Genomic DNA, 26,306 nt, shown 5'->3' with positions numbered 1-26,306 from the left:
ATATTCTGATCTCAAATTCACTCATGGCCAGGGCCTTGCTGCATAACGTTCAGGTTAAAGGACCGCGGAACGCGGTCCCGAGTGAGCGAAGCGAGCGGTTTGAACCGCTAGTTAGGCCGTTCGGCATGCATTCGAAGATGTAACTCTAATCTTGGTCGTCAATCTGTTCTACCCAAATATGCGCGAATTGAATCTATTTGCCCATCCATGTTGAAAGACACCACATCAACGACATATAGGACTTCTGTGCTATCAACAACAATTTTTAGCTCACCGGCAACAGCATTGTCTGATTCATGGGTAGCTAGAATATTAATTTCTATTGTTTTGGCAGACCGGAAGTTTTTGTCCGTCTCTGCAATCGCCGCATCTTTGCCGGATACAGATATTTTCCAATCCCGAAGCGTAATGTCGGCAGCAAACATTTCTGATACTTTCTGTAAATTCTTTCCTGCATATGCTTCAAGATAGGTGGCGAAACGTTCTTTTGCTGACATGTGTATGTCCTTTTTTGTTGACGCCCCAATGGACGGCACAAGAGGGCTAACGCCTTGCGCACCGGTAAACTAGGAGCGCAGCGAGTAATTTATCAGAGTGCAGCAATTTGTTAGCTTGCTCCAATGAAGAGGTGGCAAAAAGTATCATAATCAATGATCTCAATACCCGGATATCTTCGCCGCGCCTGATTGACTTCTTCCAATGAAGAATTCTCCCAACTGCCAACCACAAGTACTAATTTTGGTTCTTTAATCCTAATGCCATATTTGTTCCTGGCATGATCCGCATTCTTGGGATAAACAAAATATTCCTTATAATTCGCGAGCTGAGCCACACCTTCCTCAACGTAGTCAATAAATCGGCGCCGTTTCCTACCACCCTTTGTGATATTTTTCTTAGCTAGCGCGGCAGTTTTAAGGTCGTATATATCATAGAAACCATCTTCTCGCTTAATCAATAAATCTGGATTGATTGCCACATCGTCACAAGTTCCGTCATGCTCAATCCATTCCAAATAGGGTTCGTACTCAAAGTGATCAGTTTTAAACGCCTTCTTTATTATTTCTGGATGCCGGTTCAGAAACTCCCCAATGGTGGTTTCGTGAAGTCCGGGTAAAAGGTACATGTTCTGCAATTGACCAGCCACGAAAACCCGTTCTTCACTATCCCCTTGAGTTGTATGAACTCCTTTGACTTCATTCTTGCCCAAAACCTCATTAAAGAACCCAGTTAGCTTTTCCTTTGTAATTTTGCTTTTGAATATATATGCTGAAAGTATATTTTTACACCGGTACAGATTGTCTAACCTATTCACAAGCACACAGTTTTCAATTGAACATGATTCGAAATTTTCCCCAAAAGAAAAAACGCTGCCCTTTCCACCTATTCTATTCAGCTTCGATCCATAGAGTTCAATTGAAGGAAATCTTTCTGATACCGCTTTAAAGTCGGCTTCTTGAGCCAAACATAAAAATCTGAACCCTGCACCGGCTCCGTCAAGGTGCATGCACGGGTCTGGTTCTGAATCATCAAACTGGTTTAAGTAACGGTAGATCGACTTCTCTTTGTGTCTTTTTAAGGTCAACCCCTGATACTCACGTACAGCTCCAACAAGCTCTGCTATGTAAAAACCGGAGCAGTTCGTAACCAACAAAATATTTGGGTAGAGAACACTTCCACCTTTTGAATCTAGGTTTCCTTTGGCATCCATGTCAGAAATATATTTGAGATAACGATGCCAGATATTTTTTACTTCAGATACGAATTTTTCAAATACCATTTGGCTGCCTTTATGTTTGGGGCAAGCTTGGAAGCTAACGATTAAGCTAAGGGGCCGGCTTTAGCCGGTCCCAGTGAGCGAAGCGAACGATTTGAGCGCATTGTTATGCGATAACGCCAAGGTAGCCTTCTTTTTTATGAAGGTGAATTGCTCCGGACTTAATGTCTTCAAGCACGGCCTTTGCTGCCCAGCGTCCTTCGAAGGTGGTAAAGGTTTTGGTATGCAAAACATCGTACTGGAATGCGATGTGTTCAAGTTTTAATTTTTCATAGTGGGCGTTCGGCCAAGCCAAATACTCATTCGTGAATTTGAAGATGTGGTGCTTTCCAAACTCTTCCTTGAATTCGCTGGGGAGTTCTTTTTCAAGGTCATGAAATGTTTTTAGCGTCAAACCATTTTCGTCGACGATTTTTATATCGCAGTTTAACGCGGCCATTTCGAACGGATCGCCTTCTTTCATTTGTGTATTCTGGATGACCCAAGGGAAATTGAACTTGATATCGGGAATTATGTTAGAAAGATAATAGATATTCCCTCGAATATTCAGGCTTGGTGGTGGGCCAAAGCTTTTTAGGTCTGCCTCAGTAGGTTCTCTTAGGTGTTTAAGCTCGATGCCTTTGTAGTTGGCAAATTTTTTGGCACCTGCTTGATAACCAGTTTTGGTAATGAAAATACCCTGAATATTTCCAATATCATCGAGAGCTGCCGAAAAATCCCTTATCTTCCCAACGGATACGGGAGATGTGTAGTTTTTACACTCAACAGCAACTCGGTGTGTCATGCCTGCAATGCTAAACTCCCAAAAAACATCTATTTGATGTTTTTGGCCTGATTTACCTTCAATATTGGTGTTGTGTTTAACTTCAATGGTATCGAAGCCTTCTGCTTGGAGAATCTCGTCATAAACCTCTTTGGCGAGTTTTTCATATTCGGTATCAGCGGCAGCCATGAATTCTCCTTAGCGCATAACAGTGATTAGATGGAATTCTTCGTTAATCCGATGCTAGTGGATTCGGTATAAGCACACACTATCCTGGAATCTTAATACCTGAAAACCATTACAGATCAACCTGTTATACCAGTACAACGGGTTTCTGCCTGTGTTCGCTTGACTTCCGCATTCCGCCCCACCATTAGCGCTGTGTAGAAACACAGCACCCGAGGTGCGGCATGGACAGCTCTACCTAAAACCTCGTCTACGCGAGCAGATGCGGCGGCGTCATTGCAGTATTCGGATCAAGAAAAGCTACTGGTGCTGGATTCTTGACTGCGACCGACACGCTACCGCCCTCCCCTGCGCACAACGAGGCTGGCGACTGCATGACAAGAAAGACAGGGAGTAACGGCGGTCCTGGCCGGATTGGCGGGGTTGGCTGGCATTCCCTTGGATTTGCCGAGCATAGTTCAGAGCACCGCCCGAGCCAAGGCAAAGCGCCTGCGGGCCGGACTGAGACGCAGAGCGTGTCGGGCTGCATGCACACACGGACGGTTCGATGCCTCGAGGTGGAGCGATCAACGGGTCAATTACCGGGTCGTCTGGTTTCGCGGGCATGGCCCGCTCCTCCATGCGCATCTGCGGGCAGACGTGCGGACAAGCTTCGCGGACGTGGCCCGCTCCTACGCGTGCATCTGCGGCCTGATGCACGAACAAGGAGAAGCGGCTGGCCGGGTGGCGTCAGCTCAGGACGTTTTCAGCACGGGAGCCTTCAGCGGTTGGGCGATCCAGGCCTCGAAAGCCTCGGCCGGCAGCGGTCGGCTGATCAGGTGTCCCTGGGCGTAGTCGCATTGCCAATGTTCAAGTAGACGCAGGCTGCACGCCAGTTCGACGCCCTCGGCGACCACCTTGAGTCCCAGGCTGTGGCTCATCTCGATGGTCGAGCGGACGATCACCGCGTCTTCGCTGGCGTCGTCGAGATCGCAGATAAAGGACTGGTCAATTTTCAGCTCCTGCACCGGCATACGCTTGAGCTGGGTCAGCGAGGAGTAGCCGGTGCCGAAATCGTCCACCGACAGGCTGATGCCGAGCTCGCGCAGCTCATGCAGCACCTGCAACGCCAACTCGGGCTGGACCATCACTCCGCTCTCGGTGATCTCGAAAATCAGTTGTTCGGCCGGCACCCGATAGCGCATCAGCAGCTGCTCGACGCGGGTCGGCAGCTTGGCATCGACCAGATCCTCGGTGGAGATATTCAGCGACAGCTGCATGCGCAGACCGCGGCCATTCCACTCGCGCAACTGACGCAGGGACTCTTCGAGCATCCAAGCGGTGAGACTCTGGATACTGCCGGTACGCTCGGCCAGGGGAATGAACTCGCCTGGCGCGATCATGCCCAGTTGCGGATGCCGCCAGCGCAGCAGGGCTTCGGCCTGACGCACCTGGCCGGCGGCGATATCCAGCTTGGGCTGGTAATGCAGCAGCAGTTCGGCGTTAGCGGGGGCCAGGCGCAGGTCGCGGATCAGGCCGATCTGCCGCTGGTGCGCGGCGTCGCGACCCACCTCGTACATCTGCAGGCGCCCGGGCAGTTGCGCGGCGTCCTGCATGGCGATGCTGGCGCGGCGCAGCAGGTCATCCGGGGTTTCGCCATCGGCCGGGTAGGTGGCGATGCCGACACAACAATCCAGCACGACCTCCTGATTGCCGATGCGCAAGGGCTGGCTGAGCAATTGCTGCAAGCGGTCGCCGACCGCTACCGCACTGTCGCCATCGCTGTTTTCCAGCAACAGCAGCAGCTCGCTGGTCATCAGCTGAGCCAGGCTGTCGCCGGGGCGCAGGCTGGCTTGCAGGCGTTGGCTGAGTTGCTGCAGGGCCAGGTCGCTGGAACCTGGCCCGCAGCTGTCGTTGAGCGCACGCAAGTTGCCGACCCCCACATACAGCAACGCCGTAGGTCGCCCGGCAGCAATCGCACTGCCGAGCCACTCCTGCGCCAGGACGCGATTGGGCAGGCCGGTCAGCGCATCATGCAGGGCGTTGTGCGCCAGTTGCCGCTCACGCTCGGCAATACCCTGCTGCATGGCGTGAAACGCCTTGGCCAGGCCGTCCAGTTCATCGCTGCGATGCAGCTCGAGCGGCACCTGGTAATCGCCCTGGCCGACCCGCTCGGCCGCGGCGGCCAAATGCCGCAACGGCTGCGAGACAGTGCGCGCCAGCAGCAGAGCACTGCCCAGCGCGGCCAGCAGGGCGCTCAGGGCGATCGCCAGGATATGCCAGTCGAGCGGAGCAAAAGCCCGCTGCGCCGGACTCAGGGACTTGTACAAGCGCGCCTCGACCTGAAAATCATCGCCCCTGGCAAGTACCAGGCGCCGCTCAAGATAGCGCTCTGTGCCGATCCGCCGCAGGTCGCCGGCCGCACCGTGCTCAAGCGCCAGGTCGGCCTGCGCCCCCCCCCGGGGGGAGACCGGCTGACTGCTGACCCAGACCACCGGCACCCCCTCCTGGCGGGCGAACAGGGTCAATTCGAGCAGGGTCAGTTCGCCCAGCTCGCGCACCAGGGCTTGATCCAGCCGAACGCCCATCAGCACCCAGCCCACCGGCAGAGGGGCGGCGACCGCAGCCTGGGCCAGCAGGTAAATCCCGCCGGCAACCGGCATCAGGACACTCGACACGCCCGCGCCCTGCCCCGCCACCAGCCGGCTACTCAAGCGCCTGGCGGTCTGCCCGTCGATCTGCCGCTCGGTGCTCAGCGCAAGACGGCCATCGAGGTCAAGCAGCATAACCGCGCCGGCATCGACCTGCGCGCCATGGCTGGCCAGCACCGCGCGAATGGCCTCGCTATCGCCACTGGCCAGCGCCGTCTTGAGGCCGGGATCGGCGGCCAGTACTTGCACCGCACCGTGCAACTGCCGGCCACGCCTATCGAGCAGGTGGCCGAAGACCCGCGCCCCGGCGTCCAGCTGCTCGCCGGTCTGGCTGCGCACGGCCGCATCGGTGGCGGCCTGCACGGCGAAATACAGCGCGCCGATCACCAGCAGTAGCAGCAGGATCACCACACTGGCGATGCGCGTGCGAAAACTACCGGGCAGCATCAGGCATCGCTCGCCACGGACACTCGACGGAGCGGCGCGGATCAAGAAGGCATCTGCTCATGCTGATCACTCATGCTCGGCGCCAAGCGCAGCGCAATAGGCATACCCGCATCATGAATTGCATGTCGACAAGCCTAGCAGGCTGCTGACAATTGCAGGCGCGGTACAGCGTTGGCGGGCGGCCTGACCAGCCCCCGCAGACAAATATAGGACTGCGGCGCTATTGAGCGCCGCGCAGGCGCTTGGGGGTCAGGCCGAGGTAACGGCGCATGGCGGTGGTCAGCGCGCTCTGGCTGGAGAAGCCGCATTCTTCGGCGATGCGGATCAACGGCAGGCCGCTCTCGCGCAACAAGCGCGAAGCGCTGTCGAGGCGGGTTTTCAGCAGGTATTGATGAGGGGTCAGGCCGACGCTGTCCTTGAACTGCGCATGAAAGTGGCTCGGGCTGAGGCAGGCGACCTGGGCCAGTTCGGCGACGCTGATGCGCCGCGCCAGGTGCTCGACGATGTAGCCATCCAGCCGCTCCAGGTCGAGCGTTCCCGGCACCCGACCGGGTTGCTCGCCGAACAGGCGCAGGTGCAGCGCGCGCAGCAGCACGCCGCCGAGGGCGCGCGCCAGCAGCGGGTCGCTGCCGTAGCGTTCCAGTTCGGCACCGGCATAGCTCAGCAGGTTCTGGAAGTCGGCATCCAGCTGCGGGTAACGCGGCGTCTCGAACAGATGGGTAAGCAGGGCCAGGTCTTCGCTGGAGGTGCCCTGCTCATCCAGGTCGATGATCAGCATGCGGTTGTCGCCCATGCCGGCAAACTGGTGATCGGCATCGCCCGGCACCAGGCAGGCGCGCATGCGGCATACCTCGCCACCACGGCCGTTGACCTCGAACTCCGCACGACCGGTCAGCGACAGCACCAACTGGTGGTGATCGTGGGTGTGTTCGTGGGCCTGGTCATCCAGGCGCAGCAGGCGCGCTTTGAGCATTGCAACGACAATTCCGCGGACGTGTGCTGGCACTTTAACCAGTTGCATGGGCCGCCGTCATCCCCGGCGACCAGCGGCAGCGGCCGTCCCGCACGTTGCAACAGCCACCTGGAGCCCTACCGTCGACGCACCAAAACGGCCTTGGAAAAAGGGCGCACGCACAACCATGAAGCAGAAAGCGCTGACGGCGGCCGCGCTGGACCCCGGCCAAGCCGAAGTTCTCTTCAACTGGCAGGAGTGTTGCTTATACCAGCGTGATGAGCAGCCCCCCTATCTGCCGATCCGAGGAGTCGACCAATGGAACTCAGCATTGCCCTGGCCTTGGCCGCAGCTCTTGTCCTGCTTGGCCAGTGGCTCACCCGCCGCGCCAGTCGGCGCCATCGGCAGGCAATCACCCGGCTCGAAGGCGCCACCCTGCTGCGCACCCTTGAATTGCTGCAGACCTTGCAGAAGCATCGCGGTCTGGGGGCGCAGCAGGACATCGTCAGTGTCAGCCAGCGCAATGCCCTGGCCCGTCAGCTCGACCAGCTCTGGCTGAACTGGCCAGGCCACAGTCTGCAACTGGCGCCACTGCAGCAGGACTGGCCACAACTGCGGCGCAATCCAGCCGACTTCGAGGCCCACGGCCGGATGATCGAGGCCTTGCTGGCGGTCGTCGCCCAACTCGAAGCACGCTTGTGCCTGCACGACACGCCCGAGCTGCAAGGCCTGGAGCCAGCCTGCCGCAATCTGGAGGAGCTCGCGCGCCTGCGCGGCCTGGCAGTACGCGCCGCCAACTACAGCCGCTGTCCAGCGGGCCTGCACATGCAGATACGCACGCTCTGCCAGCGCCTCGACAACGCGGCCCAAGGCGAGCCGCTACGCAGCCTGCTGCAACGCCTGGAAGTGGAACTGCTAGAGGCGAGCCCAGTGCGCCTGGCACCTCACGACTGCTTCAGCCTGATCACCCCACTGATCGATGCCCATCTGCGCGACTTGCAACATGCCCTGAAAATGCGCATTACCAGCATCTGATTGAAAAAACCCTGGCAGCGCCCCATGTAGCACCTAACGTGCAACCACCAGACAGGCGCCGCATGAACGAGCCACAGGACATCGAAATCCTCGCAGACCAAGCCCGCGAAACCGACCAGGAGCGTCATGGCAGCCATGGCCTGGCGTTGCCCGATCAGCAGTTGCCGGACAAGCTGTATGTGATCCCGATCCACAACCGCCCCTTCTTCCCCGCCCAGGTGCTGCCGGTCATCGTCAACCAGGACCCCTGGGGCAAGACCCTGGAGCGCGTCGCCAATACCGCGCACAAGTGCCTGGCACTGTTCTACATGGACAGTCCGCCGGTTGACGGCGCCGGCTTCGACCCCGACAGCCTGCCCAAGCACGGCACCCTGGTGCGGGTCCATCATGCCAGCGAGGAAGGCGGCAAACTGCAATTCGTCGCCCAGGGCCTGACCCGCGTGTGCATCCGCGGCTGGCTCAGCCGCAAGCCGCCGTACCTGGCGGAAGTCGACTACCCGAAAAGCCCGGCCGACCCGCGCGACGAGGTCAAGGCCTACGGCATGGCGCTGATCAATGCGATCAAGGAACTGTTGCCGCTCAACCCGCTGTACAGCGAAGAGCTGAAGAACTACCTGAACCGTTTCAGCCCCAACGACCCCGGGCCGCTGACCGATTTCGCCGCCGCCCTGACCAGCGCACCCGGCAACGAATTGCAGGAAGTGCTGGATACCGTGCCGATGCTCAAGCGCATGGAGAAGGTCCTGCCGCTGCTGCGCAAGGAAGTGGAAGTCGGCCGCCTGCAGAAAGAGCTGTCGGCGGAGGTCAATCGGCAGATCGGCGACCGCCAGCGCGAGTTCTTCCTCAAGGAACAGCTGAAGATCATCCAGCAGGAACTGGGCCTGAGCAAGGACGACCGCAGCGCCGACATCGAGCAGTTCGAGCTGCGTCTGGCGGGCAAGACCCTGCCCGAACAGGCGCGCAAACGCATCGACGAAGAACTCGGCAAGCTGTCGATCCTCGAGACCGGATCGCCCGAGTACGCGGTCACCCGCAACTACCTGGACTGGGCCACCGCGCTGCCCTGGGGCGTGTTCGGCAAGGACAAGCTCGACCTCAAGCACGCCCGCCAGGTGCTCGATGCGCACCACGCCGGGATGGACGACATCAAGCAGCGGATCACCGAGTTTCTCGCCGTCGGCGCCTTCAAGGGCGAGATCGCCGGCTCCATCGTCTTGCTGGTCGGCCCGCCCGGCGTGGGCAAGACCAGCATCGGCAAGTCGATCGCCGAATCCCTCGGCCGGCCGTTCTACCGTTTCAGCGTCGGCGGTATGCGCGACGAGGCGGAGATCAAGGGCCACCGCCGCACCTATATAGGTGCCCTGCCCGGCAAGCTGGTGCAGGCGCTGAAAGAGGTCGAGGTAATGAACCCGGTGATCATGCTCGACGAGATCGACAAGCTCAGCAGCAGCTACCAGGGCGATCCGGCCTCGGCGCTGCTGGAGACCCTCGACCCGGAGCAGAACGTCGAATTCCTCGACCACTATCTGGATCTGCGCCTGGATCTGTCCAAGGTGCTGTTCATCTGCACCGCCAACACCCTGGACTCGATCCCCGGCCCCCTGCTCGACCGCATGGAGGTGATCCGCCTGTCGGGCTACATCGCCGAGGAGAAACTGCAGATCGCCAAGCGCCACCTGTGGCCCAAGCAGTTGGCCAAGGCCGGCGTACCGAAGAATCGCCTGGCCATCAGCGATGCCGCGCTGAAGGCGCTGATCGAGGGCTACGCCCGCGAGGCCGGGGTACGCCAGCTGGAGAAGCAGCTCGGCAAGCTGGTGCGCAAGGCGGTGGTCAAGCTGCTCGACGACTCCGCGAGCAAGGTCAGGATCGGTCCCAAGGATCTGGAGGCCAATCTGGGCATGCCGCCGTTCCGCCGCGAACAGGTGCTGTCCGGGGTCGGCGTGATCACCGGCCTGGCCTGGACCAGCATGGGCGGCGCCACCCTGCCGATCGAGGCGACGCGCATCCACACCCTCAATCGCGGCTTCAAGCTCACCGGCCAGTTGGGTGAGGTGATGAAGGAGTCGGCGGAAATCGCCCACAGCTACATCAGCTCGCACCTGAAACAGTTCGGCGGCGACCCGGGCTTCTTCGACCAGGCCTTCGTCCACCTGCATGTGCCCGAAGGCGCCACGCCCAAGGACGGCCCCAGCGCCGGGGTGACCATGGCCAGCGCCCTGCTCTCGATCGCGCGCAACCAGGCGCCGAAAAAAGGCGTGGCCATGACCGGCGAACTGACCCTCACCGGCCAGGTGCTGCCGATCGGCGGGGTGCGCGAGAAAGTCATAGCCGCACGCCGGCAGAAGATCTTCGAGCTGATCCTGCCGGAGGCCAACCGCGGCTCCTACGAGGAACTGCCGGACTACCTCAGGGAAGGCCTGTGCGTGCACTTCGCCAAACGCTACAGCGATGTGGCCAAGGTGCTGTTCGACTAGAGCACCTGTAGCTCCGAGCCTATGTTCATGTGCAAGGTCTGCGGCGTCGTAGGGTGGATGACGCCTTTATCATCCACCACCGTCGTTGGTGGATGGGTAAAGCGTCATCCACCCTACCCAGCTCTCGTAGCTCGGATGCAATCCGGGGGTAGGCGCGAGGTTTCCCGGATTGCACCCGGGCTACAAAAGCTCTCGGCGGCTTACCCCTTGCCCCGCACAGCGGCTATGCTGGCAGGCGTTTGCCGCCCCCAGGAGCTCACCATGCCTACCGCCTACCGCCTGCTGCTGCCGCTCGGCCTCGCCCTGTTGAGCGCCTGTGCCCATCAACCCGGCAGCCTGGCCGTGCACCAGCAAAGCCAGTGCCCGCTAAGCCTGCGCAGCGGTCAGCAGGTGATCCTGACCCTGCCGAGCAACCCCACCACCGGTTTCCGCTGGGTGCTGCGCGATGGCGCCAGCAGTCTGCTCGACAGCCTCGGCCCCGAGGTCTACAGCAACCCGGAAGACGCGGGCCTGATCGGCAGCGCGGGTCAGTCGACCTGGCGCTTCCAGGCCAGACAGGCAGGCGCGGGCCACCTGCTGCTGACCTATCAGCGCCCCTGGGAAACCGAGGTCGCCCCGGCAAAGACCTTCGATTGTCCACTCAGGGTCCAGTAGACCCGCTCGACCGCCCTGCCCGGCCGTTACAGCCTTGGCGCCACGGCTCGACAAATTCCTGACAATGCTCATGCCCCGAATGTTGTCCTCGCCAAGCAAGCAGAACCCGGTTTAATCGGCTATAGCAAATAGACGGGTTCTACTTTCGAGGAACACCACATGACGCGACTCTGGCGTGAAGCAGTAGTGGTCGTGACGCTGGTCTGGCTGAGTGGATGCGGCAGCCTGTTGCCCAGCGAACGAGCCGAAGTGCAATCACCATTCATCGATTACCTGGATGCGGAAATGCGCTATTCCCAGGCCGTGAATGGCATGACCAGTCGCTCCGAGCTGTTCTCCCTGGGCTTTGACCCGCTGACCCAGGGCAACGGCAAAATGCTCTCGTTCATCGACGTGCGGCTGATGTTCGTGCAGCCGAATATCCCCATCAACTACCTGCCGGACGGCCTGGTGCGATGCCTGGAGGCCAAGGATCGCTGCGTCGGCTATGCCTTCGAGTTCACCAAGACCGACACCCAGCGGGTCGGCAGTTTCTGGGCCGACGTGTTCAACTTCCGCAAGCAGCGGGCAATACAGGGCTGGTCGTTCCGCGCCGTGTTCGTGCTGGTCGACGATGTCCTGGTGCACAAGGTCAGCAACGGCGAGCCGAACATTCGTCATTTCGAAGTCAAGCGCAACCCGCTGGGTCCGCTGCAAGGCGCCGGTGAGTATTTCTCCGATCAACTGAAGTGATCGTGGCGTACCTGGATGCCGCTCAGGCACTGCCTGCCGCACCGGCAAAGCCCTGGCGGCACGGCCACCCTCACCCATGGTTCCCACACAAGGGCGTCGTCGCTGCGCGACTTTCACGCTAATATCGCCGGCTTTCTCGACCTCGCGCGGAACCACCGTGAAAAAACAGCCCGACCGTCTCTTCGCCCAGCCCCTGGCCCAGGTGCCGGACTTCGCCTTCAACGAGGACGTGGTGCGGGTGTTCCCGGACATGATCAAACGCTCGGTGCCCGGTTACCCGACCATCGTCGAGAACATCGGCGTACTCGCCGGCCAGTTCGCCCAGCCGCACAGCGTGCTCTATGACCTCGGCAGCTCATTGGGCGCGGTGACCCAGGCCCTGCGCCGCCACGTCCAGGTCGAAGACTGCCGGGTGATCGCGGTGGACAATTCCAGCGCCATGGTCGAACGCTGCCGTGAATACCTGCATGCCCAGGATTCGATGTTCCAGGAGCTGCTGCCGGTCGAGGTGCTCGAGGCCGACATTCTCGGCTTGGAGTTCCAGCCGACCTCGCTGGTGGCGCTGAATTTCACCCTGCAATTCATCCAGCCCGAACAACGCCTCGAACTGCTAACGCGTATTCGCCAGGCCCTGCTGCCCGGCGGCGCCTTGATCCTCTCGGAGAAACTGCGCTTCGAGGATGTCGAGCAACATCAGCTGCTCGGCGACCTGCATATCGCCTTCAAGCGCGCCAACGGCTACAGCGAACTGGAAATCGCGCAGAAACGCAGCGCCATCGAGAAGGTCATGCTCCCCGACAGTCTGGAGCAACACCGCGAGCGCCTGCTAGCCGCCGGTTTCAGCAAGGTGGTGCCCTGGTTCCAGTGCCTCAACTTCGCCTCATTGATTGCCCTGCCATGATCAACCGCCTCGACCTCGACGCCCTGCAAGCCGCGCTGGCCGGCACCCCGCTGCAAGACTGGGCAGCCGGCCTGCCCGGGCAGATCGACGCCAAACTGGCCATCGGCCATGGCGACCTGCAGCGCTGGTACGGCGCCGTTCAGGCCTTGCCTGCGCTGACCGTCGAACACCTGGAACTGCAGCAGCGCTTCAGCTTCGACGGCCCCTGCGCCGAGCCAACCCGTGCGGCGCTGAAAAGCGCGCTGCAGGGGCTGATTCCCTGGCGCAAGGGCCCCTTCGAGCTGTTCGGCGTGCATGTGGATACGGAGTGGCGCTCGGACTGGAAGTGGCAGCGCGTGGCGCCCTACCTCGACCTGGCCGGCAAGCGCGTACTGGATGTCGGCTGCGGCAACGGCTACTACATGTGGCGCATGCTCGGGGCCGGCGCCGACAGCGTGGTCGGCATCGACCCCAACTGGCTGTTCCTCTGCCAGTTCCTGGCGATCAAGCACTACCTGCCCGAGCTGGCGGCCTGGCACCTGCCGCTGGCCTTCGAAGAGCTGCCGGGCAAGCTGCAGGGCTTCGACACGGTATTTTCCATGGGCGTGCTCTACCATCGGCGCTCGCCGATCGATCATCTGCTGGACCTGAAGGACTGCCTGGTCAAGGGCGGCGAACTGGTGCTGGAAACCCTGGTGGTGGAAGGCGATGCGCAGCAGGTGCTGGTTCCCGAAGACCGCTACGCGCAGATGCGCAACGTCTGGTTCCTGCCCTCGGTGCCGGCGCTGGAACTGTGGCTACGGCGTGCCGGCTTCGTCGATGTGCGCTGCGTGGACGTCAACACCACCTCGGTGGACGAGCAACGCGCCACCGACTGGATGCGCTTCCAGTCGCTGCCGGAGTTCCTCGATCCGGCCGACCATAGCCGCACCCTCGAAGGCCTGCCGGCCCCCACCCGCGCCGTCCTGATCGCCCGCAAGCCCTGATGCAGCAAGCGCGGGATTGCCGGGCCAAGCCGGGAAACGGTCTCGGCAAAACGACCAAGCCCCGCACTGGGCGGGGCTTGCTCGGCAGACTTACTTCTTGGCCTGTTTCTTCAACTCTTCATCGCGCAGCTCGCGGCGGAGGATCTTGCCGACGTTGGTGGTCGGCAGCGTATCGCGGAACTCCACGGCTCTCGGCACCTTGTAGCCGGTGACGTTGGCGCGCATGTGCTGCATGACCTGCTCCTTGGTCAGGGTCACGCCCGGTTTGGCAACCACGAACAACTTGATCGCTTCGCCCGACTTCTCGTCCGGGATGCCGATGGCCGCGCACTGCAGCACGCCCGGCAGGGTGGCCAGCACGTCTTCCAGTTCGTTGGGGTAGACGTTGAAACCGGACACCAGAATCATGTCCTTCTTGCGGTCGACGATGCGCATGTAACCGTCTTCCTGGATCACCGCGATATCGCCGGTCTTCAGCCAGCCATCGGCGTCGAGAATTTCGTCGGTGGCGTCCTGGCGCTGCCAGTAGCCCTTCATCACCTGCGGTCCCTTGACGCACAACTCGCCGATCGCGCCGAGCGGCAACTCGTTGCCTTGGTCGTCGATGACCTTGCACTGGGTCGAGGGCACCGGGATGCCGATGGTGCCCAACTGGATGTTCTGGACCGGGTTGACCGAGGCTACCGGGCTGGTTTCAGTCATGCCGAAGCCTTCGCAAATCGGGCTGCCGGTGACCTGGGTCCAGCGCTCGGCAGTGGCCAATTGCAGAGCCATGCCGCCGGACAGGGTGATTTTCAGCGACGAAAAGTCGAGCTTCTGGAAGTCCTCGTTGTTGCACAGGGCAACGAACAGGGTGTTGAGGCCGACAAAACCGCTGAACTTGTAGCGCGACAAATCCTTGACCATGCCCGGCAAGTCGCGCGGGTTGGTGATCAGCACGTTATGGTTGCCGATCAGCATCATGGCCATGCAATGGAAGGTGAAGGCGTAGATGTGATAGAGCGGCAGCGGCGCGATCACGATTTCGCTGCCTTCGTTCATGTTCGACGCCATCATCGCCCGGGCCTGCAGCATGTTGGCTATCAGGTTACGGTGGGTCAGCATCGCGCCCTTGGCCACCCCGGTGGTGCCACCGGTGTACTGCAGCACGGCGAGCTCGCTGCTGGCCGGATTGGCGTCCCTGACCGCTTTGCCGCGGCCCTTGCTCAGGGCTCCGGTGAACTTGACGGCCTGCGGCAGTTTGTAGGCCGGCACCATCTTCTTCACGTACTTGACCACACTGTTGACCAGCAGGCGCTTGAGCGGCGGCAACATATCGCCGACTTCGCTGATGATGACCGTCTTGATTCCGGTCTTGGGAACCACCTGCTCGACCAGGTGCGCCATGTTGGCCAGGCTGACCAGGGCCTTGGCGCCGGAGTCGTTGAATTGGTGTTCCATTTCCCGTGCGGTATACAGCGGGTTGGTGTTGACCACCACCAGCCCGGCACGCAGGGCGCCGAACACGGCGACCGGGTATTGCAGAACGTTGGGCAGTTGCACGGCGATCCGGTCGCCCGGCTGCAGGTCGGTGTGCTGCTGCAAATAGGCGGCGAAGGCACCGGACAGCTCATACAGTTCGCCGTAGCTGATGGTCTTGCCGAGGTTGCTGAAGGCCGGCTTGTCGGCGAAACGCTGGCAGGACTGTTTCAGTACCGCCTGAATATTCGGATACTGGTCGGGATCGATTTCGGCAGCAATCCCAACGGGATACTTGTCCTTCCAAAAATTTTCGGTCACGGAAGCCCACTCCTAAGCAACAGCTGATCTTCACCGCGCAAAGGCGGTTGTTTATTGTGTGTCTGCCTACTTTCCGGCCTGGCAGACGGCCAAAAAGCGGGCCGAGAGTAGCAGCTTTGCCTGGGAGCGACCAGCACCAAACATGGCCTAGTCAGTCACAAAAGCGACCGAAGCTCATAATATGGTCACGATAGTGATTAGCCCTGCCGATGGTGCGAAATCCTATGTTCAGCCGCAGGTCTGCGCCATCGTAGGGTGGATCGAGGCGCGTAGCTGATGCTTCATCCATCCACCAAGAGCGCTGGTGGATGAAAAAGGCGTCATCCAGCCGGCTCTCGTGGCCCGGATGAAATCCGGGGGGGACTCATTGAAATCACTGAAGATCGGCCCCGGATGACCGCCGGGCTACGCGTTATCGCGCAACTCGCGACGGAGGATCTTGCCCACCGGGGTCATCGGCAGGGAGTCGCGGAAGACGATGTGCTTGGGCACCTTGTAACCGGTGAAGTTTTCCTTGCAGTAGGCCTTGAGTTCCTCGGCACTGAGGTCGCCGTTACGGGCGACGACGAACAGCTTGACCGCCTCGCCGGATTTTGCGTCGGGCACGCCGATGGCCGCGCAGCTGGCGACTTGCGGGTGGCTCATGACCACGTCCTCGATCTCGTTGGGGTACACGTTGAAACCGGAGACGATGATCATGTCCTTCTTGCGGTCGACGATGCGTACGAAGCCGTCCGGGTCGATCACCGCGATGTCGCCGGTCTTGAACCAGCCCTCGGCGTCCAGCACCTCGCGGGTGGCTTCTTCGCGCTGCCAGTAGCCCTTCATCACCTGCGGCCCCTTGATGCACAGCTCGCCACGCTCGCCCAGGGCCTGCTCGTTGCCGTCGTCATCGATGACTTTGAACGCAGTGCCCGGCACCGGAATGCCCACCGTGCCCAGGCGCGCCTTGGCGCCATAGGGGTTGGTACTGGCCACCGGCGCGGTCTCGGTAAGGCCGTAGCCTTCCACCACCGTACAGCCGGTGATGGCCTGCCAGCGCTCGGCGGTGGCCTTGACCAGGGCGGTGCCGCCGGAGTTGGTGACCTTGAGCCTGGAGAAATCCAGGTTCTTGAATTCGGGATGGTCCATCAGCGCGACGAACAGGGTGTTGAGTCCCAGCAGCGCGGAGAATTGCCATTTGCCCAGTTCCTTGATGAAGCCGGGGATGTCGCGCGGATTGCTGATCAGCACGTTGTGGTTGCCGTTGACCATCATGCACATGCAGTTCGCGGTGAAGGCATAGATATGGTAGAGCGGCAGCGGCGCGATCATGATCTCCTGGCCCTGCTTCATCAGCGGGCTGCCGTCTTCGCTCAATTGCGACAGACAGGCATCGACCTGCAACATGTTGGCCACCAGATTGCCGTGGGTCAGCATCGCCCCCTTGGCCACCCCGGTGGTGCCGCCGGTGTATTGCAGCACGGCGACATCGTCCTGGCCGACTTTGACCGGCCTGAGCGCGTGACCATGGCCCTGTTTGAGCGCTGCCTTGAACGGCACCGCCTGGGGCAGTTGGTAGTCCGGCACCAGCTTTTTGACCTTCTTCACCACCGTATTGACCAGCCAGCCCTTGAGGCTCGGCTGCAGGTCGCCCATGCGCGCCTCGATCAGGTAATCGATCTCGGTATCGGCCAGCACGTCCTGCACCAGCTTGCCGAACATGTTCAGGTAGACCAGGGCGCGCACCCCGGCATCCTTGAACTGGTGGCGCATCTCGCGGGCGGTGTACAGCGGATTGGTGTTGACCACGATCAGCCCGGCGCGCATGGCGCCGAACACGGCGATCGGGTAATGCAGGACATTGGGCATCTGCACGGCGATGCGCTCGCCGGGCTGCAGATCGGTGTGCTTTTGCAGATAACCGGCAAAGGCGCCGGACAGACGATCCAGCTCGGCGTAGGTCAGGGTCACGCCCATATTGCTGAACGCCGGACGGTCGGCAAATTTCTTGCACGAGCGCTCGAACACTTCGATCACCGACTTGTAGGCACTCAGGTCGATATCGTTGGGCACGCCGGCGGGACGTTTGTCGCTCCAGAAATCGGGCTGCATTATTTTTATCCTCTTCCCCTGAAAGTGTCTGCTCCGCTGAATCCGTCATGGCCAACGGCCTGACGACGACCGGCAAGGAGCTGGGCCGACGTTAGCAGTTCCGGCCCGTAGCGCAAATACTTGAGGGGCGTCATTGACAGCGTGAATCTACGATCACGCCATTCGGCTGGGAAAAGCCTGCGCGCAAGCTCTACAATGCCGGACTCCCGCAGGCCGAAGGATTCGCCATGCAGCACAATGCTTTTTGGCTCGATAGCAGCGATGCCGCACCGCTCTATGTGAACCACTGGTTCGCCGAACAGCCGCCCAAAGCGGTGCTGATGGTGGCCCATGGCATGGCCGAACACAGCGGACGCTATGCGCGCCTGGGCGCCGCCCTGGTCGCAGCGGGCTTCGAACTCTATGCCCACGACCAGCGCGGCCACGGCAGGACGGCCGAGCATGGCCGTCTCGGCCACTATGCCGACGCCAACGGCTGGAACCTGGTGGTGAGCGACCTGGCCTGCCTCAACCACCATATTCGCCAGCAGCACCCGCAGGCGCCGATCTTCCTGCTGGGCCACAGCATGGGCAGCTACATCGGCCAGGCCTACCTGATGCAGCACAGCTGCAGCCTGCAGGGGGCGATTCTGTCCGGCTCCAACTACCAGCCGCTGGCGCTGTACCGCGCGGCCCGGCTGATTGCCCGCTTCGAGCGCTGGCGCCAGGGGCCAAGCGGACAAAGCGCACTGCTCGAGTTGATCTCCTTCGGCTCGTTCAACAAAGCCTTCAAACCCAATCGCACCCGCTTCGACTGGCTGAGCCGCGACCCTGCCGAGGTGGATGCCTACCTCAACGACCCGCTGTGCGGCTTCCGTTGCAGCAACCAGCTGTGGCTCGACCTGCTCGACGGCTTGCTGCAGATCACCCCGCCGCGCAACCTGGCGCAGATCGACTGCAAGCTGCCGTTGCTGGTGATCGGCGGCGCCCGCGACCCGGTCAGCGCCGGCAAGCGCCTGGCCGACCTGGCCAATGCCCTGCGCCAGGCCGGCAATACCCAGGTGCAACTGAAGATTTATCCGGGCGCTCGCCACGAATTGCTCAACGAGAGCAACCGCGACGAGGTCACCGCCGACTTGATCGACTGGCTGGAACAGGCCTTGAGTCATCCCCGCCAGCTTCACCCACAGCCCCAGGAGACACACCCATGAGTCAAAGCCGCAACACGCCTTACGAAGTTCTCGAAGTAGGCCAGACCGCCAGCTACAGCAAGACCGTCGAAGAGCGCGACATCCAGCTGTTCGCCGCAGTCTCCGGCGACCGCAACCCGGTGCACCTGGATGCCGAATACGCCGCCACCACCATGTTCAAGGAACGCATCGCCCACGGCATGTTCAGCGGCGCCCTGATCAGCGCGGCGGTGGCCTGCGAACTACCCGGCCCCGGCACCATCTACCTGGGCCAGCAGATGCGCTTCACCGCGCCGGTGAAACTCGGCGACACCCTCACCGTGCGCCTGGAGATCCTCGAGAAACTGCCGAAGTTCCGCGTGCGCATCGCCACCCGGGTGTTCAACCAGAACGACGAGCTGGTAGTCGACGGCGAAGCGGAAATCCTCGCCCCGCGCAAACAACAGACCGTGGAACTGGCCGAACTGCCGCCCATTACCATCGGTTGAGGTTTTTGCCTGGAGGCGATACCCGCCTCCGCAGATGCCGGGCTGGATGTTGTACTGGGCTAACGGATCGCCCGCCGCCCAGCCCACGCTGTCCCGGCCCGCTGCAGGAACAACCCTGCCCGCCCCCACTGTTTCACTGGAGAATCCCATGTCCCTGTCCATGTACCAGGCATCCGTGCCGGTGTTTATCCGCCAACTCGGCAACCTCTCGACCATCCTCGGCATCGCCGCCAGCGACGCCGAGACCCGCAAGATCGACCCCAGCGTCCTGCTCAATGCCCGCCTGGCGCCGGATATGTTCCCGCTGAGCCGTCAGGTCCAGATCGCCTGCGACGGCGCCTCGGCCGGCACTGCACTACTGGCCGGTATCGATGCGCCCAGCTGCGCCGATGACGAAACCAGCTTCGCCGACCTGCAGGCGCGCATCGCCCGGGTCCAGGCCTTCCTGCAAGGCGTCGACGCGGCGCAGCTCGACGGCAGCGAGGAGCGCACCGTGACCCTGTCGCGCCGCGGCAAGGACACCCACTTCCAGGGTCAGGCCTTCCTCCTCGATCACGTGCTGCCGAACTTCTATTTCCACCTCACCACCGCCTACGCCATCCTGCGCCACAACGGTGTGGCCATCGGCAAGCGCGACTTCCTCGGCACCCGCTGAGCCATCGAGCGACGTGGGCTGGCCGGCCCACCCTCGGCGCTTATTCGCGCGCATAAAAAAAGGGCGACCTAAGTCGCCCAAATTGCCTTGCGTGCCCGTGATTCCGGAAAGACTCAGGGCGCCTTGCGCTTGTGTGAGTCTTTCCAGATGAAATAACCAACGCCTGCGAAGAAAGCGACCATCAAACCGACGGTGCCGATCCCGGCGAGAACTACGACATCGACAAACATGGCTGCCTCCTGCGGTAACCCTGCTGGGTTGTTGGGGATGACTGCACGTTATCAGGGCCACGGGCGTATTCATTGATCCAAGTCAAGCCTGCACGGAGACCGGCCGCGCAAGACATAAGACACTGATCCAGATCAACGAATAGGCCCCGAACGGGGCGAATGAACCGGCGTGGTGCAAGGCGACATCGCCCACGTGGAGTGCGCGAAACGCTTGTGCAGCGACGCTCGCCTCCGGCCAACAGTGCGCCTGGATTGATCGGCGCAGCACAAAAGTTGACGGGCTGTCGCTGCGCCCTCGCGACGGCGCTCGACAGCTTCACAACCGCTGAGCCAGAGCTGGCTAGCGCTTTTTCGGCTTGCCCTTGCTGCTCTTCTTACCCTTGGGCAGGGGCAGCGCCTGCTCGAATGCCTGACGCATCTCGTCGAGCTTCTTGTCGTGCAGGTCGTGGATGCGCTTGCCGCGCTCGGCGCTGAAGTCGATCAGCTTGTCGTCGTTGCTCATGATGGCGACCGGATTAAACGAAACGTCAGATTCAGGCGTGGCGCGCAGGGGCTGCGCGTCTTCGCCACTTGATGCTGCCAATAATGCTGGGTTGGCCCGCCCATGACCAGTAGAGAACCATGATTGAGCGGCAGGGAGTGCTCGATACGGCTCTGTCCCTTGCGCCGCAGATCGAAACGCCGGGTGCCGCCCAGGCTGAGCGAGGCGATCAGCGGATTGACGCCCAGTTCAACCTCGTCGTCGCTGTGCCAGCCCATGGAGTCCTGGCCGTCGCGGTAATAGTTGAGCAATACGCCGTTGAGCGGCTGCCCGACCGTCGCCACCAGCCGGGCGCGAATCTCCGCGAGCAGGGGCGTCCAGGGCAGCGCTCGATGGATCAGGCCGGAATAGCGGTAACTGGCCTCGGCATCGCCGTACCAGGCGACCAGCCGCGGCAGCGGATACTCACGCCCGTAGATCCGCACCTGCGGTTGCTGCCAAGGCGTTTGCTCGAGTAACTGGCGCAGCCACAGATCCGCCGTTGCCTGCTCCAACCAGTGCGAGTGAAAATCCAGCTCGGCGTCGGGCAGCTGCACATCGGTAGCGGGGAATAGGCTCATGGGCAATCGGGCTTGGTTTCCAGCGTACAGTGTGCGCGACTCAGACTTGCACATCCACCCACAGCCCCTGGCGGGGCAGTTCGTCGACTGCCGCCTCGTCGGCCTCGGCCACTTCGCCTTCGGCCAGCTCTTCGGCGCTGTAGCCACGCCGCTGGCGCCGGCGCTGCTCCTCGCGCAACAACTCGGCAGCCTCCTGGGGGTGGCGTTTATCCAGGCTCACGCCACTTTCCTTGGCGCTGGCGGCAGCCGGCGTAACCGGCGGAATATCGGGCCTGGGCTTGATCACGTCCTGCTGGACGGTGACCGGCGCCATGCCGTGGGGAATGGGCGGTAGCACTTTGCAGTCCTCCTTTGGTCAGGCTGTCGGCCACTGCGACGGCGACTTGAGCCCGGCCTCGCTACACTTTCGACTCGAGTAACGTCTATAAGTACCAGTTAAGCACCATTGTGCCTTTGGCCTGGGCATGGCGTTCCGTTACCATAGTCGGCTTTTTCACCCAGGAGACAGGCATGGCGCAGTATGAACCGGGGCAACGCTGGATCAGTGACAGCGAAGCGGAGTTGGGCTTGGGCACCATCCTCATGCAGGACGGCCGGATGCTCACCGTGCTCTACCCGGCCACTGGCGAAACCCGCCAGTATGCTGCGAACAACGCACCGCTGACCCGCGTGCGCTTTTCTCCGGGCGACGAGATCACCCACTTCGAAGGCTGGAAGCTGACCGTGCAGGAAGTCGACGACCTCGACGGCCTGCTGGTTTACCACGGTCTCAACGGGCAGAGCCAGAGCGTCACCCTGCCGGAAACCCAGCTGTCCAACTTCATTCAGTTCCGTCTGGCCAGCGACCGCCTGTTCGCCGGGCAGATCGACCCGCTGGCCTGGTTCGCCCTGCGCTACCGCACCCTGGAGTTCACCAGCAAGCAGTTGCAGTCCTCGCTCTGGGGCCTGGGCGGCGTGCGTGCGCAACCGATCGCGCACCAGCTGCACATCGCCCGCGAAGTCGCCGACCGCATCGCTCCGCGGGTGTTGCTGGCAGACGAGGTGGGCCTGGGCAAGACCATCGAGGCCGGCCTGGTGATCCATCGCCAGTTGCTCAGCGGGCGCGCCAGTCGCGTACTGATCCTGGTGCCGGAAAACCTCCAGCACCAGTGGCTGGTGGAAATGCGCCGGCGCTTCAACCTCGACGTCGCCCTGTTCGATGCCGAGCGCTTTATCGAGAGCGATGCCAGCAACCCCTTCGAGGATTGCCAGTTGGCGCTGGTCGCCCTGGAATGGCTGTGCGAGGACGAGCGCGCCCAGGACGCGCTGTTCGCCGCCGGCTGGGATCTGCTGGTGGTCGACGAGGCCCATCACCTGGTCTGGCACCCGGAGCATGCCAGCGAGGAATACGCCCTGGTCGAACAGCTGGCGCAAGTGATTGCCGGCGTGCTGCTGCTCACCGCCACCCCGGAACAGCTCGGTCAGGACAGCCACTTCGCCCGCCTGCGCCTGCTCGACCCGCATCGTTTCCATGATCTCGCCGCCTTTCGCGCCGAAAGCGCCAACTACCGCCCGGTCGCCGAAGCCGTGCAGGAACTGCTCGACCAGGGCCGCCTGTCGGCCGCCGCGCACCAGACCATCCATGACTTTCTCGGCGACGAGGGCGAAGAGCTGCTCGCCGCGGTCAATGCCGGCGACCAGGACGCCGCGGCACGCCTGGTCCGCGAGCTGCTCGACCGCCACGGCACCGGCCGCCTGCTGTTCCGTAACACCCGCGCCGCCGTACAAGGCTTCCCCGAGCGCGAGCTGCATGGCTATCCTTTGCCGAGCCCGGACCTGTACATGGAGCTGCCGATTGGCGAGCACCCGGACCTGTACCCGGAAGTCAGCTACCAGGCCCTGGCCGAAGTCGACGAGGAACAGCGCTGGTGGCGTTTCGATCCGCGCGTCGAATGGCTGATCGACACCCTGAAGATGCTCAAGCGGGTCAAGGTGCTGGTGATCTGCGCCCACGCCGAGACCGCCATGGACCTGGAAGACGCCCTGCGCGTGCGCAAGGGCATCGCCGCCACCGTGTTCCATGAGGGCATGAACATCCTCGAACGCGACCGCGCCGCCGCCTACTTCGCCGACGAGGAATTCGGCGCCCAGGTGCTGATCTGCTCGGAAATCGGCAGCGAGGGCCGCAACTTCCAGTTCGCCCACCACCTGGTGCTGTTCGACCTGCCGGCCCACCCGGACCTGCTCGAGCAGCGCATCGGCCGCCTCGACCGGATCGGTCAGAAGCACCGCATCCAGCTGCATGTGCCCTATCTGGAGAACAGCCCGCAGGAACGCCTGTACCAGTGGTACCACCAGGCGCTGAACGCCTTCCTGGCCACCTGCCCGACCGGCAATGCCCTGCAGCACCAGTTCGGCAGCCGCCTGCTGCCGCTGCTGGAAGGCGGCGACGACGATCAATGGCAAAGCCTGGTGGACGAAGCCCGCGGCGAACGTTTACGCCTGGAAGGCGAGCTGCACGCCGGCCGCGACCGTCTGCTGGAACTCAACTCCGGCGGTGCCGGCGAAGGCGAAGCCCTGGTCGAGGCCATTCTCGAACAGGACGATCAGTTCGCCCTGCCGATCTATATGGAGCAGTTGTTCGACGCCTTCGGCATCGACAGCGAAGACCACTCGGACAACGCCCTGATCCTGCGCCCCAGCGAGAAGATGCTGGATGCCAGCTTCCCGCTCGGCGACGACGAGGGCGTGACCATCACCTACGACCGCGACCTGGCCCTGGCCCGCGAGGACATGCAATTCCTCACCTGGGAACACCCGATGGTGCAAGGCGCCATGGACCTGGTGCGCGCAGGCTCGATGGGCAACACCGGGGTGGCGCTGATCAAGAACAAGGCGCTGAAACCCGGCACCGTGCTGCTCGAATTGCTCTATGTCAGCGAAGTGGTGGCCCCGCGCGCCCTGCAACTGGGCCGCTACCTGCCGCCGGCGGCGCTGCGCTGCCTGCTCGACGCCAACGGCAACGACCTGGCGCACAAGGTGGCCTTTGAGACCCTCAACGACCAACTGGAAAGCGTGCCGCGCGCCAGCGCCAACAAGTTCGTCCAGGCCCAGCGCGATAGCCTCAACCCGTTGATCAATGCCGGCGAAGACAAGGTCGCGCCGCGCCACCTGGAGCGGGTCGCCGAGGCCAAACGGCGTCTGGCCGCCGACACCGAAGAGGAACTGGCACGCCTGACCGCCCTGCAGGCAGTCAACCCGAGCGTGCGCGACAGCGAACTGGACGCCCTGCGCCAGCAACGCGAGCAGGGCCTGGCCCTGCTCGACAAAGCCGCGCTGCGCCTGGAGGCGATCAGGGTACTGGTCGCCGGCTAAGTCGACCGGTAAAAAAGGCGCTCCTCGGAGCGCCTTTTTTATGAGCCCGGATGCAGAAAATCCTTTGTAGGAGCGAGGGAGACGCCTAGTTCCATGCCCGCGATGGAGGCGCGGATCGCGGGCATGGCCCGCTCCTACATCCAGGCTACGATTTCGCGCTCAAGCCGGCAGCACCTCGACCATGCCGGCGCGCATGCGCGTCGAATCGGCGACGAAGCAGCGCGAGGCCTGCAGCAGCGCCAGCATGGTGACAAACAGCGCCAGCGGGATCAGCAGCATCGCATCGTGCAGGCCCACAGCCTTGAAGGTTTCGCTCATCTCGCTGGCGCCGGCCGCGAGCATCGCCGCCTGGGAGAAATGATCGGACAGCAGGCCCACCGCAATGGGGCCGAGGCCGCCGCCGAGCAGGTACAGGCCGGCGAAGAACAACGCCATGGCGGTAGCCCGCAGGCGCGGCTCGACTACATCCTGAATCGCCGTGTAGACGCAAGTGTAGAAATTGTAGGCGAACAGCCAGCCGACGCTGAAGACCGCGACGAACACGCCGACCTCGACGCGCCCGGCCAATAACGCATAGGCGGTGGCCAGCGCGGCGATCAGCATGCTCACGGCAGCGAACAACAGGCGCCCGGTGGCCGAGCGCTGGTGGATGCGATCGGCCATCCAGCCGCCGGCGGTCAAACCCAGCAGGCCGGTCAGGCCGACGATCACTCCGGTGGCCACCGCCGCCTGCTCCAGCGGCAGGAGGAAATAACGCTGCAGCATCGGCACCATGAAGGAGTTGCAGGCGTAGGTGGCGAAGTTGAAGGCCAGGCCGGCGAGCACCAGCCACCAGAAGGTGCGGATCGCCAGCACCTTGCGCAGCGGCTTGTCCACCGCGCTGGTCGCCACCTGCACGGCTTCCGCCGCGCCGCGCTTGGGCTCCTTGATGAAGAACATGAACAGCGCGAGGATCACCCCCGGCACGGCAGCGATGAAGAAGGGTGCGCGCCAGCTGTCGAAGGCCTCGACCATGGCGCCAATGGTGAAGAACGCCAGCAACAGGCCCAAGGGCAAGCCGAGCATGAAGATGCCCATGGCCCGGGCGCGCTTGTGCGGTGGAAACAGATCGCCGATCAGCGAGTTGGCTGCCGGCGCATAGCTGGCCTCGCCGATGCCGACGCCCATGCGGATCAGCAGGAAGCTCCAGAAATTCCAGGCCAGGCCGTTGACCGCGGTCAAGCCGCTCCATACCGCCAAGCCCCAGCCCATGATCTTGCGCCGCGCGCCGGTGTCGGCCATGCGTCCCAGCGGCACGCCGGCGATGGCATAGACGATGGTGAAGGCGGTGCCGATCAGGCCCAGCTGAAAGTCGCTGAGGCCCCATTCCAGGCGAATCGGCTCGATGATGATGGCCGGGATGGTGCGGTCGAAGAAGTTGAACAGGTTGGCGAGAAACAACAGGAACAGAATGCGCCAGGCGTTCGCCGCTTGTTGGGACTGCTGCATGGAATCCATCTCTGGTTATTGTTATGAGCGCGATACGCCGCGGCTGCACGAGCGTGCATGACAGCCTCTGCCAGACACCTGTGCGGTCGAATCTAGAGCCTGCAGCTCAAGCTGTCTGTGACTATTTGTAGCGTTGATGTCAGGAAATCGCAGTTGAGGCCCTGCATGACTTACCAAGTACAAGCGCAGCCACGAGATCAACCGGGCGCGCCGCTGTTTCATCGCAGCTCAGGGCCAGCATGTCGGCTCGTCGCCAGAAACTTGCCTTGTGCACAGACTCACTATACTGATGCCAGATCGCCATAACTTTTATGGATGCTCGGCGACACCTACTCCGACGAGAGCGTGAGCCACGACTGACCAGCAGAGCTGGCGGCCGTGACCGCACCCGCTGTTGGTGGTTTTTGCAAGGCTGCATAAACGTTGAGTCCGCGG

Annotated in this window: 22 protein-coding genes; 10 read left to right on the top strand and 12 right to left on the bottom strand. The window is 62.0% G+C overall.

The features are described from left to right. Nucleotides 1–158: 158 nt before the first annotated feature. The 5 genes from BM315_RS05035 to BM315_RS05015 form a co-directional block, all read right to left on the bottom strand. Nucleotides 159–497, bottom strand: a complete 339-nt coding sequence (locus BM315_RS05035; protein WP_090498463.1) for a nuclear transport factor 2 family protein — start codon at nt 495–497, stop codon at nt 159–161. A 110-nt stretch (nt 498–607) separates the two neighbouring features. Further along, complete coding sequence (locus BM315_RS05030; protein WP_090498461.1) at nt 608–1,777, bottom strand: Shedu anti-phage system protein SduA domain-containing protein; 1,170 nt, start codon at nt 1,775–1,777, stop codon at nt 608–610. Nucleotides 1,778–1,880: 103 nt separating this feature from the next. Then, a complete protein-coding gene (locus BM315_RS05025) occupies nt 1,881–2,726 on the bottom strand; it encodes a restriction endonuclease (RefSeq protein ID WP_090498459.1) in 846 nt (281 codons plus the stop codon). A 731-nt stretch (nt 2,727–3,457) separates the two neighbouring features. Next, entirely contained in the window at nt 3,458–5,800 is a 2,343-nt protein-coding gene (locus BM315_RS05020; protein WP_090498457.1) for a putative bifunctional diguanylate cyclase/phosphodiesterase, read from the bottom strand. Nucleotides 5,801–6,020: 220 nt separating this feature from the next. Further along, entirely contained in the window at nt 6,021–6,773 is a 753-nt protein-coding gene (locus BM315_RS05015) for a helix-turn-helix transcriptional regulator (RefSeq protein ID WP_090498455.1), read from the bottom strand. A 297-nt stretch (nt 6,774–7,070) separates the two neighbouring features. On the opposite strand from BM315_RS05015, the gene BM315_RS05010 reads away from it, so the two are divergent. The 6 genes from BM315_RS05010 (at nt 7,071) to cmoB (ending at nt 13,513) form a co-directional block, all read left to right on the top strand. After that, complete coding sequence (locus tag BM315_RS05010) at nt 7,071–7,787, top strand: hypothetical protein (protein ID WP_090498453.1); 717 nt, start codon at nt 7,071–7,073, stop codon at nt 7,785–7,787. Nucleotides 7,788–7,849: 62 nt separating this feature from the next. Further along, nucleotides 7,850–10,261, top strand: coding sequence for an endopeptidase La (gene lon, locus BM315_RS05005; protein WP_090498450.1), 2,412 nt, complete (start codon nt 7,850–7,852; stop codon nt 10,259–10,261). Between the two features lie 261 nt (nt 10,262–10,522). Beyond that, entirely contained in the window at nt 10,523–10,915 is a 393-nt protein-coding gene (locus tag BM315_RS05000) for a protease inhibitor I42 family protein (RefSeq protein ID WP_090498448.1), read from the top strand. 159 nt (nt 10,916–11,074) lie between these two features. Next, nucleotides 11,075–11,647, top strand: coding sequence for a hypothetical protein (locus BM315_RS04995; RefSeq protein WP_090498446.1), 573 nt, complete (start codon nt 11,075–11,077; stop codon nt 11,645–11,647). 76 nt (nt 11,648–11,723) lie between these two features. Continuing rightward, nucleotides 11,724–12,548: a carboxy-S-adenosyl-L-methionine synthase CmoA gene (cmoA, locus tag BM315_RS04990; protein WP_090498444.1), complete on the top strand. Its 825-nt coding sequence runs from the start codon at nt 11,724–11,726 to the stop codon at nt 12,546–12,548. Next, nucleotides 12,545–13,513 (top strand): tRNA 5-methoxyuridine(34)/uridine 5-oxyacetic acid(34) synthase CmoB, encoded by a 969-nt coding sequence (gene cmoB, locus BM315_RS04985; RefSeq protein WP_090498442.1) that lies wholly within the window; start codon nt 12,545–12,547, stop codon nt 13,511–13,513. The genes cmoA and cmoB overlap by 4 nt, the downstream gene beginning before the upstream one ends. Before the next feature lie 90 nt (nt 13,514–13,603). Here cmoB and fadD1 read toward each other — a convergent pair whose 3' ends face one another. Together fadD1 and fadD2 are read right to left on the bottom strand one after the other, a co-directional pair. Beyond that, the gene (gene fadD1, locus BM315_RS04980) at nt 13,604–15,292 is read right to left on the bottom strand and encodes a long-chain-fatty-acid--CoA ligase FadD1 (protein ID WP_090498440.1); all 1,689 of its coding nucleotides are present in this window, start codon (nt 15,290–15,292) and stop codon (nt 13,604–13,606) included. Between the two features lie 405 nt (nt 15,293–15,697). Beyond that, the gene (gene fadD2 / locus BM315_RS04975; RefSeq protein ID WP_090498438.1) at nt 15,698–17,386 is read right to left on the bottom strand and encodes a long-chain-fatty-acid--CoA ligase FadD2; all 1,689 of its coding nucleotides are present in this window, start codon (nt 17,384–17,386) and stop codon (nt 15,698–15,700) included. 227 nt (nt 17,387–17,613) lie between these two features. On the opposite strand from fadD2, the gene BM315_RS04970 reads away from it, so the two are divergent. The 3 genes from BM315_RS04970 (at nt 17,614) to BM315_RS04960 (ending at nt 19,698) form a co-directional block, all read left to right on the top strand. Beyond that, a complete protein-coding gene (locus tag BM315_RS04970; protein WP_090498436.1) occupies nt 17,614–18,576 on the top strand; it encodes an alpha/beta hydrolase in 963 nt (320 codons plus the stop codon). Beyond that, nucleotides 18,573–19,043 carry a MaoC family dehydratase gene (locus BM315_RS04965; protein WP_090498433.1) on the top strand — a complete coding sequence of 157 codons (471 nt, stop codon included), beginning with the start codon at nt 18,573–18,575 and terminating at the stop codon, nt 19,041–19,043. Before BM315_RS04970 ends, BM315_RS04965 begins: the two co-directional genes overlap by 4 nt. A 148-nt stretch (nt 19,044–19,191) precedes the next feature. Beyond that, nucleotides 19,192–19,698, top strand: a complete 507-nt coding sequence (locus BM315_RS04960) for a DUF1993 domain-containing protein (RefSeq protein ID WP_090498430.1) — start codon at nt 19,192–19,194, stop codon at nt 19,696–19,698. A gap of 113 nt (nt 19,699–19,811) precedes the next feature. On the opposite strand, the gene ccoM is transcribed toward BM315_RS04960, so the two are convergent. The 4 genes from ccoM to BM315_RS04945 all read right to left on the bottom strand — a co-directional run bounded on the left by ccoM (nt 19,812) and on the right by BM315_RS04945 (nt 21,366). Continuing rightward, nucleotides 19,812–19,928, bottom strand: a complete 117-nt coding sequence (gene ccoM / locus BM315_RS25240) for a cytochrome c oxidase subunit CcoM (RefSeq protein ID WP_280140412.1) — start codon at nt 19,926–19,928, stop codon at nt 19,812–19,814. Between the two features lie 340 nt (nt 19,929–20,268). Continuing rightward, on the bottom strand, nt 20,269–20,430 hold the full coding sequence (locus BM315_RS24630; RefSeq protein WP_090498429.1) for a hypothetical protein: 162 nt from the start codon (nt 20,428–20,430) through the stop codon (nt 20,269–20,271). Next, nucleotides 20,427–21,029, bottom strand: coding sequence for an alpha-ketoglutarate-dependent dioxygenase AlkB family protein (locus tag BM315_RS04950; RefSeq protein WP_090498427.1), 603 nt, complete (start codon nt 21,027–21,029; stop codon nt 20,427–20,429). Before BM315_RS04950 ends, BM315_RS24630 begins: the two co-directional genes overlap by 4 nt. A 40-nt stretch (nt 21,030–21,069) precedes the next feature. Beyond that, nucleotides 21,070–21,366, bottom strand: a complete 297-nt coding sequence (locus tag BM315_RS04945; protein WP_090498425.1) for an aspartate-semialdehyde dehydrogenase — start codon at nt 21,364–21,366, stop codon at nt 21,070–21,072. Between the two features lie 173 nt (nt 21,367–21,539). Here BM315_RS04945 and rapA point away from each other — a divergent pair, with 173 nt between their 5' ends. Beyond that, nucleotides 21,540–24,383 carry an RNA polymerase-associated protein RapA gene (rapA, locus tag BM315_RS04940; protein ID WP_090498423.1) on the top strand — a complete coding sequence of 948 codons (2,844 nt, stop codon included), beginning with the start codon at nt 21,540–21,542 and terminating at the stop codon, nt 24,381–24,383. A gap of 159 nt (nt 24,384–24,542) precedes the next feature. Here the strand turns inward: rapA and BM315_RS04935 are convergent, their stop codons facing one another. Then, nucleotides 24,543–25,871 (bottom strand): spinster family MFS transporter, encoded by a 1,329-nt coding sequence (locus BM315_RS04935; protein ID WP_090498421.1) that lies wholly within the window; start codon nt 25,869–25,871, stop codon nt 24,543–24,545. Nucleotides 25,872–26,306: the final 435 nt, after the last annotated feature.

The organism is Pseudomonas borbori, assembly GCF_900115555.1.
Taxonomy (GTDB): Bacteria; Pseudomonadota; Gammaproteobacteria; order Pseudomonadales; family Pseudomonadaceae; genus Aquipseudomonas; species Aquipseudomonas borbori.
The sequence above is the reverse complement of the archived record's forward strand: the minus strand, read 5'-3'. Positions and strand labels throughout refer to the sequence as shown.

Bases quoted from the DNA above. Each gene is read 5' to 3' on its own strand.
- rapA (WP_090498423.1), top strand. From the start codon at position 21,540: ATGGCGCAGTATGAACCGGGGCAACGCTGGATCAGTGACAGCGAAGCG.
- BM315_RS04965 (WP_090498433.1), top strand. From the start codon at position 18,573: ATGAGTCAAAGCCGCAACACGCCTTACGAAGTTCTCGAAGTAGGCCAG.
- BM315_RS24630 (WP_090498429.1), bottom strand. From the start codon at position 20,430: ATGAGCAACGACGACAAGCTGATCGACTTCAGCGCCGAGCGCGGCAAG.
- BM315_RS05025 (WP_090498459.1), bottom strand. From the start codon at position 2,726: ATGGCTGCCGCTGATACCGAATATGAAAAACTCGCCAAAGAGGTTTAT.
- BM315_RS05035 (WP_090498463.1), bottom strand. From the start codon at position 497: ATGTCAGCAAAAGAACGTTTCGCCACCTATCTTGAAGCATATGCAGGA.
- BM315_RS04960 (WP_090498430.1), top strand. From the start codon at position 19,192: ATGTCCCTGTCCATGTACCAGGCATCCGTGCCGGTGTTTATCCGCCAA.
- BM315_RS05010 (WP_090498453.1), top strand. From the start codon at position 7,071: ATGGAACTCAGCATTGCCCTGGCCTTGGCCGCAGCTCTTGTCCTGCTT.
- ccoM (WP_280140412.1), bottom strand. From the start codon at position 19,928: ATGTTTGTCGATGTCGTAGTTCTCGCCGGGATCGGCACCGTCGGTTTG.
- fadD2 (WP_090498438.1), bottom strand. From the start codon at position 17,386: ATGCAGCCCGATTTCTGGAGCGACAAACGTCCCGCCGGCGTGCCCAAC.
- BM315_RS05000 (WP_090498448.1), top strand. From the start codon at position 10,523: ATGCCTACCGCCTACCGCCTGCTGCTGCCGCTCGGCCTCGCCCTGTTG.
- BM315_RS05020 (WP_090498457.1), bottom strand. From the start codon at position 5,800: ATGCTGCCCGGTAGTTTTCGCACGCGCATCGCCAGTGTGGTGATCCTG.
- BM315_RS04950 (WP_090498427.1), bottom strand. From the start codon at position 21,029: ATGAGCCTATTCCCCGCTACCGATGTGCAGCTGCCCGACGCCGAGCTG.
- cmoB (WP_090498442.1), top strand. From the start codon at position 12,545: ATGATCAACCGCCTCGACCTCGACGCCCTGCAAGCCGCGCTGGCCGGC.
- cmoA (WP_090498444.1), top strand. From the start codon at position 11,724: ATGGTTCCCACACAAGGGCGTCGTCGCTGCGCGACTTTCACGCTAATA.
- BM315_RS05030 (WP_090498461.1), bottom strand. From the start codon at position 1,777: ATGGTATTTGAAAAATTCGTATCTGAAGTAAAAAATATCTGGCATCGT.
- BM315_RS04935 (WP_090498421.1), bottom strand. From the start codon at position 25,871: ATGCAGCAGTCCCAACAAGCGGCGAACGCCTGGCGCATTCTGTTCCTG.
- BM315_RS04970 (WP_090498436.1), top strand. From the start codon at position 17,614: ATGCAGCACAATGCTTTTTGGCTCGATAGCAGCGATGCCGCACCGCTC.
- BM315_RS05015 (WP_090498455.1), bottom strand. From the start codon at position 6,773: ATGCTCAAAGCGCGCCTGCTGCGCCTGGATGACCAGGCCCACGAACAC.
- lon (WP_090498450.1), top strand. From the start codon at position 7,850: ATGAACGAGCCACAGGACATCGAAATCCTCGCAGACCAAGCCCGCGAA.
- BM315_RS04995 (WP_090498446.1), top strand. From the start codon at position 11,075: ATGACGCGACTCTGGCGTGAAGCAGTAGTGGTCGTGACGCTGGTCTGG.